This is a genomic window from Stenotrophomonas sp. NPDC077420 (assembly GCF_044543385.1).
GTDB lineage: Bacteria > Pseudomonadota > Gammaproteobacteria > Xanthomonadales > Xanthomonadaceae > Stenotrophomonas.
Genome location: NZ_JBITVZ010000003.1, coordinates 75,300 through 89,747, shown reverse-complemented (window position 1 = coordinate 89,747; position 14,448 = coordinate 75,300). Strand labels below are relative to the sequence as shown.

Sequence of the window (14,448 nt, the reverse complement as noted above, 5' to 3'; positions counted from 1 at the left end):
CCCCGCCCCCCCCTTCCCCTTTGGTAACCGGACCCGAACTGCCATGAGCATGGACCTGCAACGCTTCCACGCCACCTTCTTCGAGGAAAGCCGCGAGGGCCTGGACGCCATGGAAGCCGGCTTGCTGGCACTGGAATCGGGCCAGCAGGATCCGGAAATCATCAACTCGGTGTTCCGCGCCGCGCACTCGATCAAGGGCGGCGCCGGCACGTTCGGCTTCGACGCCATCGCCGGCCTGACCCATGTGCTGGAAACGCTGCTGGATGAGCTGCGTGCCGGCAAGCGCGCCCTGGAAGCGGCCGCGGTGGATGCGATGCTGTCCTCGGTGGACGTGCTGCGCGCGCTGCTGCGCGAAGCCGAACACGGCCAGCCGGCCGACCCGCAGGCGGTGTCCGCGATCAAGGCGCGCCTGGAAGCGGTGCTGTCCGGCCAGGCCGCTGCCACTGCGGCACCGGCCGCCGCCAAGGTCGACGACACCCCCGAAGCGTGGCAGATCGGCTTCGTGCCGGCGCCGTCGCTGTTCATGAGCGGCAACGACCCGCTGCGCATCATCCGCGAACTCGAACACCTGGGTTCGCTGCAGGTCGCCGCACGCCTGGAGCGGCTGCCCGGCTTCGACCAGCTCGATCCGCTCGAAGCGCACCTGGCCTGGGACCTGGGCCTGGTCGGCAAGGTGCCGCGCAGCAAGATCGAAGACACCTTCGCCTGGGTCGTGGACGACTGCGAACTGGACATCCGTCCGGCCGCGCCGCCCAGCCTGGCCACCAGCGCGCCGGTGGCAGCGCCTGCCGCGGTGGTCGCGCCGGTCGCCGCCGCGCCCGCGCCCGCCAGCGCCCCGGCTGCCCAGGAAGCGGAATCCTCCATCCGCGTGGCCGTGGAAAAGGTCGACGCGCTGATCAACCTGGTCGGCGAACTGGTCATCACCCAGGCCATGCTCAAGCAGGTCTCCAACGCCCTGGACCCGGTCCACGCCGAACAGCTGTTCGCCGGCCTGGACCTGCTCGAGCGCAACACCCGAGACCTGCAGGAAGCGGTGATCGGCGTGCGCATGCTGCCAGTGGACGCGGTGTTCCGCCGCTTCCCGCGCCTGGTCCGCGACCTCTCCTCGCGCCTGGGCAAGCAGGTGCGCCTGCGCACCGTCGGCGAAGGTACCGAACTGGACAAGGGGCTGATCGAAAAGATCGCCGACCCGCTGGTCCACCTGGTGCGCAACTCGATCGACCACGGCCTGGAAATGCCCGACGTCCGCCGTGACGCCGGCAAGGACGAAACCGGCACCATCACCCTGGCCGCTTCGCACCAGGGCGGGCATATCGTGATCGAAGTCAGCGACGACGGCCGTGGCCTGAACCGCGACAAGATCCTGGCCAAGGCGCTGGAGCGCGGCCTGAGCGTGCCGGACAACCCCACCGACGCGCAGGTCTGGGACCTGATCTTCCAGCCCGGCTTCTCCACCGCCGACGCCGTCACCGACCTCTCCGGGCGTGGCGTGGGCATGGACGTGGTCCGCCGCAACATCCAGGCGCTGGGCGGCGAAGTGCAGCTGGAAAGCCGGGCCGGCAACGGCACCCGCGTGCTGATCCGCCTGCCGCTGACCCTGGCCATCCTCGACGGCATGACCGTCTCGGTGGCCGGTGAAACCCTGATCCTGCCGCTGGCCTACGTGCTCGAAGCGCTGCAGCCGCAGGCCGAAGACGTGCGTTCGATGGCCGGCGAAGGCCGCGTGCTGCGCGTGCGTGGCGAGTACCTGCCGATCCTCTCGCTGAGCGAGTACTACGGCTACGGGCGGCGCACCAGCGACGACTCGCTGGTGGTGGTGGTCGAAGGCGACGGGCAGAAGATCGCGCTGGAAGTGGACGAACTGGTCGGCCAGCAGCAGGTGGTGGTGAAGAACATCGAGAACAACTACCGGCGTATCGGTGGCGTGTCCGGTGCCACCATCCTCGGCGACGGTCGCGTCGCACTGATCGTGGACATCGGCGGCCTGGTGCGCTCGCTGCGGGTGCCGCAGGCGGCGTAACGCCCTGGGGCGCTGCCCGCTCGAAACGCCCCCGTCTGGTGACGGGGGCGTTTTTTTTGTTCGGGACGCCTGCTGGGCGGCTTCGGTCTGCCCTGAACGTTGGACCCACGACGGCAACCGTACCCGTGTGGGCTTCGGACGCTTGGGCCGCGCTGCGCGCGGTGTCCGGCCCACGGAAAACCGTGACGTCGGTCGGGCCCGATACGGCCGCGTATTGGTGGGCCATTCGCCACCGCACGGCAAACCCGTTGGTATTGCTTGCTTTCGCAACCATCGACCGCAACCCGCGCCACGGCGCGGACCACGAAAAAATGTGACATCGCGCACTCAAGAAACCGACGCGCGCCGCCGTTATCCGCAATAGCGAAGAGACATTCATCGCCTGCTTGACGCCCTGCCGCTTCGCCGCTTTTCGCCCTTTGCCCTCCCGCCCAGCGTTCCCACGGCTGTGCGTCCCTGCCCTGCCCGGAGTTCCCCGCATGAAGTGGTTCCATGATCTGCCCATCAGCCGCAAACTCGCGGTCGGGTTCGCCCTCACCACCCTGATGACGGTCGCGCTGGGCGTCTTCGCCCTGGTCCGGCTCAACAGCGTCAACGCCGAGCTTGCCGAGATGGCGAGCAACGACATCCCGTCCGTGCAGCATCTGGGCGAAGTCCGCGCGCAGCTGGGCGAATTCCGCACCTTCGAACTGGCCCAGCTGACCATGCTGGACCAGGCAGACAAAGTCGCTGATTACAACAAGCGCATGGATGCCACCGCCAAGACCGTGCGTGACGAGCTCGGCGCCTACGCCGCGCTGCCGGCTGGCGAGAAGGAAAAAGCCCTGTACGCCAGGGTCGCCGCCGACCTGGAGGCCTACTTCGCCGCCAACACCGACATGCGCGCGGCCGTTGCCGCCGGCGATGGCGCGCTGGCCCAGCAGATCTCCGACGAAAAGTCGCGTCCGGCGCGGCGCAAGATGTTCGACGACCTCAAGGAACTCGGCGCCTTCAGCAGCAGCCTGATGCAGGCCAAGATCGCCGACGCCAATGCCACCCACCGCAGCAGCGTGGTCGCCATCATCACCAGCATCGTGCTGCTGTCGCTGCTCGCGGTGGCGATGGGCGTTGTCATCTCGCGCGCGGTGACCCGGCCGATCCGCCAGGCCATGCAGGCCATCCAGGCGGTGGCCCGTGGCGACCTGTCAGTGAACATCCCCACCAGCACCACCGCCGACGAGGCCGGGCGCATGCTCGCCGCGACCCGCGACATGACCCTGATGCTGCGCCGCTATTCCAGCGAAACCCAGCAGATGGTGGAAATGCACGCCGGCCCGGACATCAGCCACCGCATCCCGGAAGACTTCCCCGGGGTGTACGGTCAGCTCGCGGTGGGCGTCAACACGGTCATCTTCGAGCACCTGGACTCGATCAAGGACGCCATCAACGTGCTCAACCAGTACGCGGCCGGCGACCTGTCAAAGGACGCGCGCCGCCTGCCCGGCACCCGCGCGATCCTGCACGAATCGATGGACGCGGCCAAGGCCAGCCTGCTGGCGATCAACACCCAGATCCAGGGCCTGGCCCAGGCCGCCGCCGCCGGCGACTTCAGCCAGCGCGGCGACGCGCAGCGCTTCGACCACGACTTCCGGGTGATGATCGAGCACCTCAACACCATGATGGACGTGGCCGACGGCAACCTCTCGCAGTTGTCGCACCTGCTGCAGGCCATTGCCAACGGCGACCTCACCGCCCGCATGCAGGGCCAGTTCCACGGCGTGTTCGCCAGCATGCGCGACGACGCCAATACCACCGTGGCGCAGCTGACCCGGATCGTCAGCCGCATCCAGCATGCCTCGGGCAGCATCAGCACGGCCGCCGGCGAGATCGCCTCGGGCAACAACGACCTGTCGCGCCGTACCGAGCAGCAGGCCGCCAACCTGGAAGAAACCGCCGCCTCGATGGAGGAGCTGACCTCCACCGTGCGCCAGAATGCCGAACACGCGCGCCAGGCCAACCAGCTGGCGATCGGCGCGCACTCGGTGGCGTCGCAGGGCGGTGAGGTGGTCGGCAAGGTGGTCACCACCATGCACGAGATCGACGCGTCTTCGCGCCGCATCGCCGACATCATCACGGTGATCGACGGTATCGCGTTCCAGACCAACATCCTGGCGCTGAACGCGGCGGTGGAAGCGGCGCGCGCCGGCGAACAGGGCCGCGGCTTCGCGGTGGTCGCCTCGGAAGTGCGGACCCTGGCGCAGCGCTCGGCCAGTGCGGCCAAGGAGATCAAGGGGCTGATCGACGAATCGGTCGGCAAGGTCGCCGAAGGTTCGGCGCTGGTCAACCAGGCCGGCGCCACCATGGGCGAGATCGTGGCCTCGGTGCAGCGGGTAACCGACATCATGGCCGAGATCTCGGCGGCCTCGCAGGAACAGTCGGCCGGCATCGAGCAGGTCAACCAGACCGTGATGCAGATGGACGAAACCACCCAGCAGAATGCCGCGCTGGTGGAGGAAGCCACCGCCGCGGCGCGCTCGATGGAAGAGCAGGCCGGCCAACTCACCGACGCGGTGGCGCTGTTCAAGCTGGACGGCCAGGCCGTGGCCGCGCCTGCAGCCGCAGCCACAGCCACGCCCGGCGCCCGCCCGGCACCGCCGCGCCCGCGCAGCGCCGCGGCACCGGTGCGCCGCCCGGCGGTCCGCGAGCCGGCGCTGGCCGGCGAAGGCGACTGGCAGGAGTTCTGATCCTGCCGGTTGCAGCCCTTGGACACCCCGCTTCGGCGGGGTGTCTGCGTTTACACAGATTTCCCCTACATTATTGTGAACCGCTGCCGATAAACGGACAGAGACCGGATTTCGCACGACATCCGTACCCGCCCAATGCAGCAGAGTCCATGTCCGAAGGCAGCCTTGAAACCCACGACGCGTCCCATGCCGGCCACGATGACGGCACGGACGATCGTTACCTGGTCCGCAATCCCCGGCAGATCCGCCAGCTGCTGCAGGCGTTGATCGACCAGCGCTCGCTGCTTACCGCACACCTCGGTGGCCGCGACCAGTCCTTCCCGAGCGCGATCCTGGAGCTGGACGAGGACGAGGACTACCTGCTGCTGGACGGCAGCCCCTCGGAGAGCTCCAACCGCGCGGCCGAAGACGCCGGCCACCTGCTCTGCTTCGCACAGCTGGACCGGGTGATGGTGCGGTTCCGACTGGACCACCTGGAGCGCACCGGCGGCTACGGCCATGTGGCCTTCCGCGTCCCCTTCCCCACCGAACTGGTGCACCTGCAGCGCCGCGAGCTGTACCGGCTGGAAACACCGGTCACCGACTCCCCGCACCTGGTGTTCCCGATCAACGAAGACCGCAGCGAGGCCCTGCACCTGCGCGTGGTCGACATCAGCGGCGGCGGCCTGGCGGTGACCGTGCCGGTGGACTGCAACGTGTTCTCCATCCAGAAGCGTTACGACGCCCGCCTGGACATGCCCGACACCGGGCCGCTGCAGATTTCGCTGATCGTCTGCAACCAGCTCGCCCTCAAGCTGCCCAATGGCGTGGAGACCAAGCGCATCGGCATGCGCTTCGACGGCCTGCCCCGCGGCGGCGACAGCGCCATCCAGCGCTACATCTTCCGCATCGACCGCCAGCGCAGCGCCCGCAAGAACGGCGATTGAACCCGGGGCTTCGGACGCAGGGCGGCGAGGTCCCGGTAGCGCCGACCGTTGGTCGGCTGCCTTTCGCGACACCCGCTAAAGTCGCAGCATCCCAGGCCGATATCCAGCGTGACGCCCCGGTTTTCCGACCGCCACGCCCGACCCAGGATTCCTTCCATGAACGACAGCAACCCCAACGCCGCCAGCAGCGGCGGCGAGTACCTCAGCTTCACCCTCGGCGCCGAGCACTACGGCGTGGACATCCTCAAGGTCCAGGAAATCCGCGGCTATGACTCGGTCACCCGCGTTCCCGATGCCCCGGACTACATCAAGGGCGTGATCAACCTGCGCGGCACCATCGTCCCGGTCATCGACCTGCGCCTGAAGCTGCGCCTGGACGAAGCCCGCTACGACGCCTTCACCGTGATGATCGTGCTCAACGTCGACAACCGCGTGGTCGGCATCGTCGTCGACAGCGTCTCCGACGTCATCCCGCTCAATGCGGACCAGATCCGCCCCACCCCCGAATTCGGCGCCGCCGTCGATACCCGCTTCATCTCCGGCATCGGCACCCAGGACGACCGCATGCTGATCCTGCTGGATATCGAAACCCTGCTGGACAGCGCCGACATGGGCCAGGCCGCCGCCGTCGAAGACGCCGCCGCCTGATCCGCGCCCACCGCGCACGCCAGGATCGATTTTCATTCAACAAAATCCTTCAGTTCTGTCGCCAACGGCCGATAGCTGGATTTATCCATATCCCCCGGAGAACCTCCCGATGAAGACCCTGCCCACCCTGCTGTCGATCGCCGTCCTCGCCACGGCCACTTCCTCCGCCTTCGCCCAGTCCGCCGAAATGATCCCGCCGGAGCTGGCGCCGCGCGCCGTCGGCAAGGACGGCATGGTCTGCGGCAAGGTCGAAAAGGCCCGCTACGCCGAAGGCTCCGAAGGCCAGCCGACCTTCCTGTACATGGGCGGCGCCTTCCCGCGCCACACCTTCTCGGCCCGCATCGCCGGCGCCAACCGCGGCAAGTTCAACTTCCCGCTGGAAACGCTGGAAGGCAAGACCGTGTGCGTGATCGGCAAGATCGCCCGCGACGCCTCGCGCGCTGAAATCGAAGTCAGCTCGCCGGCCGGCCTGAAGCTCGCCAACATCAAGTAACCGCCCCATGCCCTGCCACGCCGGCCCGCGCCGGCGTGGTCGTTGCAACCGGGCCTGCTGCCCGGACGCGTCTGCCACCGGAGAGTGCACCACCATGCAATGGATCAAGAATCTCAAACTGATGCCGAAGTTGATGCTGACGTTCGGCGTCATCCTGCTGGTGATGCTGCTGCAGGGCGTGGTCGCCTACCGTGGCCTGCACTCCCTCAACAACGTGACCACCGAACTGGCCGGCAACCGGATGGAAAGCATCCGCATGGCCGGCGAAATGCGTGGCATGCTCGGTGAATACCGCAACTCGGCCTACCAGGGCCTGATCCGCGCCAGCGACGACGTCAAGGCCGAAGCCAAGACCCGCGCCGCCGACCTGCGCGGCAAGATCGCCGCGTCGATCAAGAAGTACCCCGACCTGATCGACAGCCCCCAGCAGAAGAAGCTGTTCGACGCCTTCGCCAAGGACTGGAACGACTCGCTCGCCTCCTACGACGCGGTCAGCGAAATGCTCGAGCTGGACCTGCCCGACGACGCCATCGACACCTTCGTTGGTGAAACCCGCACCAAGCATCTCAAGGCATCGACCGCGCTCGAAACCCTGATTGCCGAAGACAACCGCCTTGCCCGCGCCTCGCGCGAAGAGGCTGAAAGCACCTACGCCACCTCGGCCACGCTGACCGTCATCGCCCTGCTCGGCGGTGCCGCGCTCGGCCTGGTGCTGGTCTACCTGTTCGCCCGCTCGCTGGTCGGTGCCGTCCGCGGCGCGGTCTCGGTGTCCAACGAAGTTGCCAGCGGCAAGCTCGACGGCCATATCGACGTCACCCGCAAGGATGAAGTCGGCGACCTGATGCAGGCCATGCAGCGCATGCAGCGCGACCTGCGCGAACGCACCGAGACCGAACAGGCCGTGGCCCGCGAGAACCTGCGCATCCGCACCGCGCTGGACTACAGCTCCACCGGCGTGTACCTCACCGACAACCACCTCAACATCGTCTATGCCAACCGCGCGTTGGAGCAGACCCTGTCCCAGTACCAGGACGAACTGCGCAAGCAGCTGCCCGACTTCGACGCCACCACCACGCTCGTCGGGCGCCCGCTGACCGTGCTGGAACACCGCGGCGAGATGGACCCGACCCTGCTGGCCAACCTCAAGCAGCACGGCGTGGCCCGACGTGCCATGCAGTTCGGCGATGCCCAGTTCGCCCAGGTCGTGTCGACCATCCGCAACGAGGACGGCGAGAGCGTCGGCCACGTCGTCGAATGGCGTGACCGCACACCCGAAGCGCTGGTCGAAGCCGAAGTGGCCCGCGTCATCGCCCAGGCCGCCGCCGGCGACCTCTCCGGCCGCATCGCCGCCGAAGGCAAGGACGGCTTCTTCCTGCAGCTGGCCCAGCAGATCAACGGCCTGCTCGACGCCAACGCGTCCAGCATCGAGCAGATCTCCGGCCTGCTCACCGCGCTGTCGCAGGGCGACCTGACCGTGCGCATGCACGGCGAGTTCGACGGCGTGTTCGCCACCATGCGTGACGACGCCAACGCCACCGCCGAACAGCTCACCGGCATCGTCACCCGCATCAAGCAGTCCAGCCAGGCCATCAGCTCGGCCGCCAGCGAAATCGCCACCGGCAACAGCGACCTCTCGCGCCGCACCGAACAGCAGGCTGCCAACCTGGAAGAAACCGCGGCCTCGATGGAGGAACTGACCTCCACCGTGCGCCAGAACGCCGAACACGCCCGCCAGGCCAACCAGCTGGCGATCGGCGCGCACACCGTTGCCTCGCAGGGCGGCGAAGTGGTCGGCCAGGTGGTCACCACCATGAGCGCGATCCAGACCTCGTCGAAGAAGATCGCCGAAATCATCTCGGTGATCGACGGCATCGCCTTCCAGACCAACATCCTGGCCCTGAACGCGGCCGTGGAAGCGGCGCGTGCCGGCGAACAGGGCCGCGGCTTCGCCGTGGTGGCCTCGGAAGTGCGCACCCTGGCCCAGCGTTCGGCCGGTGCCGCCAAGGAAATCAAGGGCCTGATCGACGACTCGGTCAGCAAGGTCAATGACGGCTCCGCGCTGGTCCACAAGGCCGGCGCCACCATGGGCGAGATCGTCGCCTCGGTGCAGCGCGTGACCGACATCATGGCCGAGATTTCCGCCGCCTCGCAGGAACAGTCCGCCGGCATCGAGCAGGTCAACCAGACCGTGGTGCAGATGGACGAAACCACCCAGCAGAATGCCGCGCTGGTGGAAGAAGCCACCGCTGCGGCGCGCTCGATGGAAGAACAGGCCGGCCACCTCAGCGAGGCCGTGTCGATCTTCCGCCTCGACGAGCAGGACCTGGCCGTTGCCGCGCCGGTCGCCGTATCGGCACCGCGTGCGGCTGCCCGCCCGGCCGCCGCACCGGCACCGTCGCGCAAGCCGGCCAGCCGCGCGGTGGCCGCCGAGCTCGCCGAAGGCGACTGGCAGGAGTTCTAAACCGCGCCGCGCCACGGTGCAGCGGTGGAAAACGCAGGCCCCGATGCCCCCGGCATCGGGGCCTTTCCATGTCTGAAGCTGAATCCGCTCAGCTCACGCACCTCAATAGCTGGCGTTTCCTGCCGATAACAGCATTGCCTCGACACGTTTGTCGACGTCGGCCGCCACGGCCTCCGCCCGCTCTCCAGGCATCGCAGTACGCCCCCGTTCGAAAAGACCCCACGCCCATGAATCTTTCCAGTCGCTTCTCCAACCTGTCCGTCCGGGGCAAGTTGAACCTGCTCACCGCCCTGATCGCCGTCGGCGTGATCGCCCTGGCCATCATTGCCGCGCGCATCCAGTACCTGGATCTGGCCGAGACGCGCAAGGAAGGGTTGAAGACCCAGGTCGAACTGACCTACGGCATCTTCGACCACTACAAGCGCCTGGCCGCCACCGGCGAGCTGACCGAAGAAGCGGCCAAAGCCTCGGCGCTCGAGGCGCTGAACAGCATGCGCGCCGACGGCGACAGCGCGTACTACAACGTGCTGGCCACCGATTACACCCTGCTCATGCATCCGTTTGCGCCCGCGCGTGTCGGCAAGGTGCAGAAGGACTACACCTCCAAGGACGGCGTGCCGATCTACCTGCAGCAGGTGGACATGGCCAAGACCGGCGGTGGCTTCACCTACTACTCCACCACCAAGCCGGGCGCCGGCGACGACCTGATTGAAAAGGCCACCTACGCCGGCATGTACGCTCCGTGGCAGTGGGTGGTCACCAGCGGCGTCTACATGGACGACGTGCAGTCCGATGCGCTCGCGTTCACCGGCATCATGGCCGCCAGCGGCGGCGCGCTGGTGCTGGTGGTGCTGGCCCTGAGCTGGCTGATCGGCAACCGCATCACCGGTCCGCTGCGCCAGGCCACCGGCGTGGCCCAGAGCATTGCCAACGGCAAGCTCGATACCCGCATCGGCCCGCAGGCCCAGGACGAACCGGGCCGCCTGCTCGAAAGCATGGGCCGCATGCAGCAGCAGCTGCACGCGGTGATCGGCGCGCAGCGCGAAATGGCCAGCCAGCACGACGCCGGCCAGACCGGCTACCGCATGGACGACACTGCCTTCCCGGGCGAATACGGCCTGATGGTGCACGAAACCAACACCCTGGTCGGTGCGCACGTGCAGACCATGCAGGACGTGCTGGCCGTGGTGCAGCGCTACGCCGTGGGCGACCTCAGCGCCGATATCGCCCGCTACCCGGGCGAAAAGGCCGCCATCAGCACCACCGTGGACACCGTCAAGCACAACCTGGCCAGCATCAACGCCGAGATCAAGCGCCTGGGCACGGCCGCGACCGCCGGCGACTTCAGCCAGCGCGGCGACGTGGACCGCTTCGACCACGACTTCGCGCAGATGATCGCCAGCCTCAACGCGATGATGCAGGTCAGCGACGACAACCTGGGCAAGCTGTCCCAGCTGCTCTCGGCGATCGCCGAGGGCGACCTCACCGCACGCATGCACGGCGACTACCAGGGCGTGTTCGCCAGCATGCGCGACGACGCCAATGCCACCGTGGCCCAGTTGACCCAGATCGTCGACCAGATCCAGCAGGCCGCCGGAAACATCAACCTGGCCGCCGGCGAAATCGCCACCGGCAACAGCGACCTGTCGCGCCGCACCGAGCAACAGGCCGCCAACCTGGAAGAAACCGCCGCCTCGATGGAGGAACTGACCTCCACCGTGCGCCAGAACGCCGAACACGCCCGCCAGGCGAACCAGCTGGCCATCGGCGCGCACAGCGTGGCCTCGCAGGGCGGTGAGGTGGTCGGCCAGGTCGTCACCACCATGCGTGCCATCGAAGCCAGTTCCCGGCGCATCGCCGAAATCATCTCGGTGATCGACGGCATCGCTTTCCAGACCAACATCCTGGCCCTGAACGCGGCCGTGGAAGCGGCGCGGGCCGGCGAACAGGGCCGCGGCTTCGCCGTGGTCGCCTCGGAAGTACGCACCCTGGCCCAGCGTTCGGCCGGTGCGGCCAAGGAGATCAAGGGCCTGATCGACGACTCGGTGGCCAGCGTGGCCGACGGTTCGGCACTGGTCCAGCAGGCCGGCACCACCATGGGTGAAATCGTCGCCTCGGTGCAGCGCGTGAACGACATCATGGCCGAGATCTCGGCGGCCTCGCAGGAGCAGTCGGCCGGCATCGAACAGGTCAACCAGACCGTGGTGCAGATGGACGAAACCACCCAGCAGAACGCCGCCCTGGTGGAAGAAGCCACGGCTGCGGCACGCGCCATGGAAGAGCAGGCCACCCAGCTGGCCGACGCGGTGTCCATCTTCCGACTCGACAACCAGGTGGCTGCGGCAGTCAGCGCCGTGGCCGCACGGGTGGCGCCGGCAGCGCCGCTGCGCAGCGTGAAGCCGGCGGCCGCCGCAAAGGCCGCAGCCAAGCCGTCGGCAGCCCGTGCCCCGCGCACGACCCCGAGCGATGACGGCAACTGGCAGGAATTCTGAGGACGCGCGATATCCCGCACAGCTGCACGCTTGAACGACGCACCGCCGGGCCCTGCCCGGCCCAACCCCTTGATGGACGCCGCCCGTGACCCCGCCATCCCCTCCTGCCGCCAGCCCTGCGAACGGTCGCGAATTCGAGTTCGCCGACCGCGACTTCCGCCGCATCTGTGACCTGATCTACCAGCGCGTCGGCATCTCGCTGGCGCCGGCCAAGCGTGACATGGTGTACGGCCGGCTGTCCCGTCGCCTCCGCGCGCTCGGCCTGCGCAGCTTCCAGGACTACCTGGACCAGCTGGAGAACCAGGGCGGTGATGAGTGGCAGGCGTTCACCAACGCGCTGACCACCAACCTCACCGCATTCTTCCGCGAGCCGCACCACTTCGAGAAGCTCGACGCCGAACTGCGCGCGCGGGCCGGAAACGGCACCCTGCAGCTGTGGTCCTGCGCCGCCTCCACCGGCGAAGAGCCGTACTCCATGGCGATCACCGCCTGCGAGGCGTTCGGCACGCTGAAGCCGCCGGTGCGCATCCTGGCCACCGACGTCGACACCCAGGTGCTGGCCACGGCCAGCCGCGGGGTCTACGCCATCGACCGTGTGTCGGGCCTGGACGTGGCAATCAAGAAACGTTACTTCCAGCGGGGCAGCGGTCCGAATGAAGGGCAGTGCCGGGTCCATCCGGCCCTGCGCGATCTGATCGACTTCCGCCCGCTCAACCTGCTTGCCCCACGCTACGACGTCGGCGGCCCGTTCGATGCGCTGTTCTGCCGCAACGTGATGATCTACTTCGACAAGCCCACCCAGCGCGGCATCCTGTCGCGGCTGATCCAGCACATGGGCGACGATGGCCTGCTGTACACCGGCCATTCGGAGAACTACCTGCACGCCGCCGACCTGATCCAGCCATGCGGCCGCACCCTGTACAAGCGCGCGCCCGGAGCCCCGGCATGAACCTGGCCGCCCGCCCCGACGATGTGATGCGCTACTTCGACAGCCGCTTCAAGGTCACCGCCGCCAAGCTGCTGCCGACCCAGTACCTGGTCGTCGATGACGAGACCGCGTTGACCACCACCCTCGGCTCCTGCGTGGCCGCGTGCCTGCGCGACCCGGTGCTGAAGATCGGCGGCATGAACCATTTCCTGCTGCCCGAAGGCAATGTCGGCGATGGCGCCCCGGCGCGCTATGGCAGCTATGCCATGGAACTGCTGATCAACGACCTGCTCAAGCGCGGCGCGCACCGCAAGCGCCTGGAAGCCAAGGTGTTCGGCGGCGCCAACGTGCTCAAGGGCTTCACCAGCAACCCCGTCGGTACCCGCAACGCCGAGTTCGTGCGTCAGTACCTGCAGGCCGAACATATCCCGGTGCTGGCCGAGGACCTGTGCGGCATCCACCCGCGCAAGGTGTGGTTCTTCGCCGACACCGGCCGCGTGGTGGTGCAGCGCCTGCCGCACGCGCACGAGGCCGAAGTGGCCGCGACCGAATCGGCCGTGCGCGCCCGCCTGTCCAAGGCCCCGGTCACCGGTGGCGTGGAGTTGTTCGAATGATTACCGGTTCGCCCTGCAGGGTTTTGATCGTCGACGATTCGGCGGTGGTGCGGCAGATGCTCAGCGAGATCCTCGCCAGCGATCCGGCCATCGAAGTGGTCGGCACCGCTGCCGATCCGCTGCTGGCGCGCGAGAAAATCAAGCGCCTGGCCCCGGACGTGATCACGCTGGACGTGGAAATGCCGCGCATGGACGGGCTGGCCTTCCTGGAAAACCTGATGCGCCTGCACCCGCTGCCGGTGGTGATGATCTCCTCGCTGACCGAGCGCGGTGCCGACACCACGCTGCAGGCGCTGGCCCTGGGTGCGGTGGATTTCATTTCCAAGCCCAAGCTGGATGTGGCCCGCGGCCTGCAGGGTTACGCCGAGGAGATCATCGGCAAGGTGAAGATGGCCGCGCGCTCGCGCGTACGCACCCTCGCCCGCCCGATCGCCCCGCGCATCACCCTGGACGCGGTATCGCCCTCGCCTGCCCGTTCCATCCAGTTCCGCACCACCGACCGCCTGATCGCCATCGGTGCGTCGGCGGGCGGCACCGAGGCGCTGCGCGTGGTGCTGGAGGGGATGCCCGCCGATGCGCCGGCGGTGGTCCTGACCCAGCACCTGCCGGCCACCTTCAGTACCGCCTTCGCCGAGCGGCTGGACCGCCATTCGGCGATGTCGGTGCGCGAGGCCAGCGACGGCGAAGCCGTGCTGCCCGGCCACGCCTACCTGCCGCCGGGCGGCAAGCACCTGCGGGTGATCCGTGACGGTGCGCGCTGGCGCTGCCGGGTGGATGACGGCCCGGCGGTGAACCGGCACAAGCCGGCGGTGGACGTGCTGTTCCGCTCGGTGGCGGAAAGCGCGGGGGCCAATGCCATCGGTGCCATCCTCACCGGCATGGGCGACGACGGCGCACGTGGCCTGCTGGAGCTGAAGAACGTGGGCGCGCCCACCCTGGTGCAGGACGAAGCCACCAGCGTGGTGTGGGGCATGCCGGGCGCCGCGTTCAAGCTGGGCGCTGCCGAAGAGCAGGTTCCGCTGGAGCGGGTCGCCGAACGCCTGATGGCGTTGGCGCGGGGATGACACCCCGACGCTGCGCGTCGCCGCACGACCAACGGTCGTGCGCTACCGGGCTTGGCTTGGTCGTGCGCTACCGCGCTTG

The 14,448-nt window shown here is 68.1% G+C and carries 10 protein-coding genes; all 10 read left to right on the top strand.

Annotated elements, in window-relative coordinates; all coding sequences use genetic code 11:
- Nucleotides 1-43 precede the first annotated feature (43 nt).
- Nucleotides 44-2,020 (top strand): chemotaxis protein CheA, encoded by a 1,977-nt coding sequence (locus tag ACIGII_RS04055; RefSeq protein ID WP_399634134.1) that lies wholly within the window; start codon nucleotides 44-46, stop codon nucleotides 2,018-2,020.
- Between the two features lie 479 nt (nucleotides 2,021-2,499).
- The gene (locus ACIGII_RS04050) at nucleotides 2,500-4,743 is read left to right on the top strand and encodes a methyl-accepting chemotaxis protein (protein WP_399634136.1); all 2,244 of its coding nucleotides are present in this window, start codon (nucleotides 2,500-2,502) and stop codon (nucleotides 4,741-4,743) included.
- A gap of 149 nt (nucleotides 4,744-4,892) precedes the next feature.
- Entirely contained in the window at nucleotides 4,893-5,669 is a 777-nt protein-coding gene (locus tag ACIGII_RS04045; protein ID WP_399634137.1) for a flagellar brake protein, read from the top strand.
- 156 nt (nucleotides 5,670-5,825) lie between these two features.
- Nucleotides 5,826-6,317 (top strand): chemotaxis protein CheW, encoded by a 492-nt coding sequence (locus ACIGII_RS04040; protein WP_399634139.1) that lies wholly within the window; start codon nucleotides 5,826-5,828, stop codon nucleotides 6,315-6,317.
- Between the two features lie 109 nt (nucleotides 6,318-6,426).
- Nucleotides 6,427-6,810 carry a hypothetical protein gene (locus ACIGII_RS04035; RefSeq protein WP_399634141.1) on the top strand — a complete coding sequence of 128 codons (384 nt, stop codon included), beginning with the start codon at nucleotides 6,427-6,429 and terminating at the stop codon, nucleotides 6,808-6,810.
- A gap of 94 nt (nucleotides 6,811-6,904) precedes the next feature.
- Nucleotides 6,905-9,271 (top strand): methyl-accepting chemotaxis protein, encoded by a 2,367-nt coding sequence (locus tag ACIGII_RS04030; protein ID WP_399634143.1) that lies wholly within the window; start codon nucleotides 6,905-6,907, stop codon nucleotides 9,269-9,271.
- Nucleotides 9,272-9,498: 227 nt separating this feature from the next.
- Nucleotides 9,499-11,763 (top strand): methyl-accepting chemotaxis protein, encoded by a 2,265-nt coding sequence (locus ACIGII_RS04025; protein ID WP_399634145.1) that lies wholly within the window; start codon nucleotides 9,499-9,501, stop codon nucleotides 11,761-11,763.
- Nucleotides 11,764-11,848: 85 nt separating this feature from the next.
- Nucleotides 11,849-12,712, top strand: a complete 864-nt coding sequence (locus tag ACIGII_RS04020; RefSeq protein WP_399634147.1) for a CheR family methyltransferase — start codon at nucleotides 11,849-11,851, stop codon at nucleotides 12,710-12,712.
- Entirely contained in the window at nucleotides 12,709-13,305 is a 597-nt protein-coding gene (cheD, locus tag ACIGII_RS04015) for a chemoreceptor glutamine deamidase CheD (RefSeq protein WP_068851592.1), read from the top strand. Before ACIGII_RS04020 ends, cheD begins: the two co-directional genes overlap by 4 nt.
- Complete coding sequence (locus ACIGII_RS04010; RefSeq protein ID WP_399634148.1) at nucleotides 13,302-14,369, top strand: chemotaxis response regulator protein-glutamate methylesterase; 1,068 nt, start codon at nucleotides 13,302-13,304, stop codon at nucleotides 14,367-14,369. Before cheD ends, ACIGII_RS04010 begins: the two co-directional genes overlap by 4 nt.
- Nucleotides 14,370-14,448 lie beyond the last annotated feature (79 nt).

Coding starts and splice junctions, on each gene's coding strand:
- ACIGII_RS04030 (WP_399634143.1), top strand. CDS start 6,905: ATGCAATGGATCAAGAATCTCAAACTGATGCCGAAGTTGATGCTGACG.
- ACIGII_RS04045 (WP_399634137.1), top strand. CDS start 4,893: ATGTCCGAAGGCAGCCTTGAAACCCACGACGCGTCCCATGCCGGCCAC.
- ACIGII_RS04050 (WP_399634136.1), top strand. CDS start 2,500: ATGAAGTGGTTCCATGATCTGCCCATCAGCCGCAAACTCGCGGTCGGG.
- ACIGII_RS04035 (WP_399634141.1), top strand. CDS start 6,427: ATGAAGACCCTGCCCACCCTGCTGTCGATCGCCGTCCTCGCCACGGCC.
- ACIGII_RS04025 (WP_399634145.1), top strand. CDS start 9,499: ATGAATCTTTCCAGTCGCTTCTCCAACCTGTCCGTCCGGGGCAAGTTG.
- cheD (WP_068851592.1), top strand. CDS start 12,709: ATGAACCTGGCCGCCCGCCCCGACGATGTGATGCGCTACTTCGACAGC.
- ACIGII_RS04010 (WP_399634148.1), top strand. CDS start 13,302: ATGATTACCGGTTCGCCCTGCAGGGTTTTGATCGTCGACGATTCGGCG.
- ACIGII_RS04055 (WP_399634134.1), top strand. CDS start 44: ATGAGCATGGACCTGCAACGCTTCCACGCCACCTTCTTCGAGGAAAGC.
- ACIGII_RS04040 (WP_399634139.1), top strand. CDS start 5,826: ATGAACGACAGCAACCCCAACGCCGCCAGCAGCGGCGGCGAGTACCTC.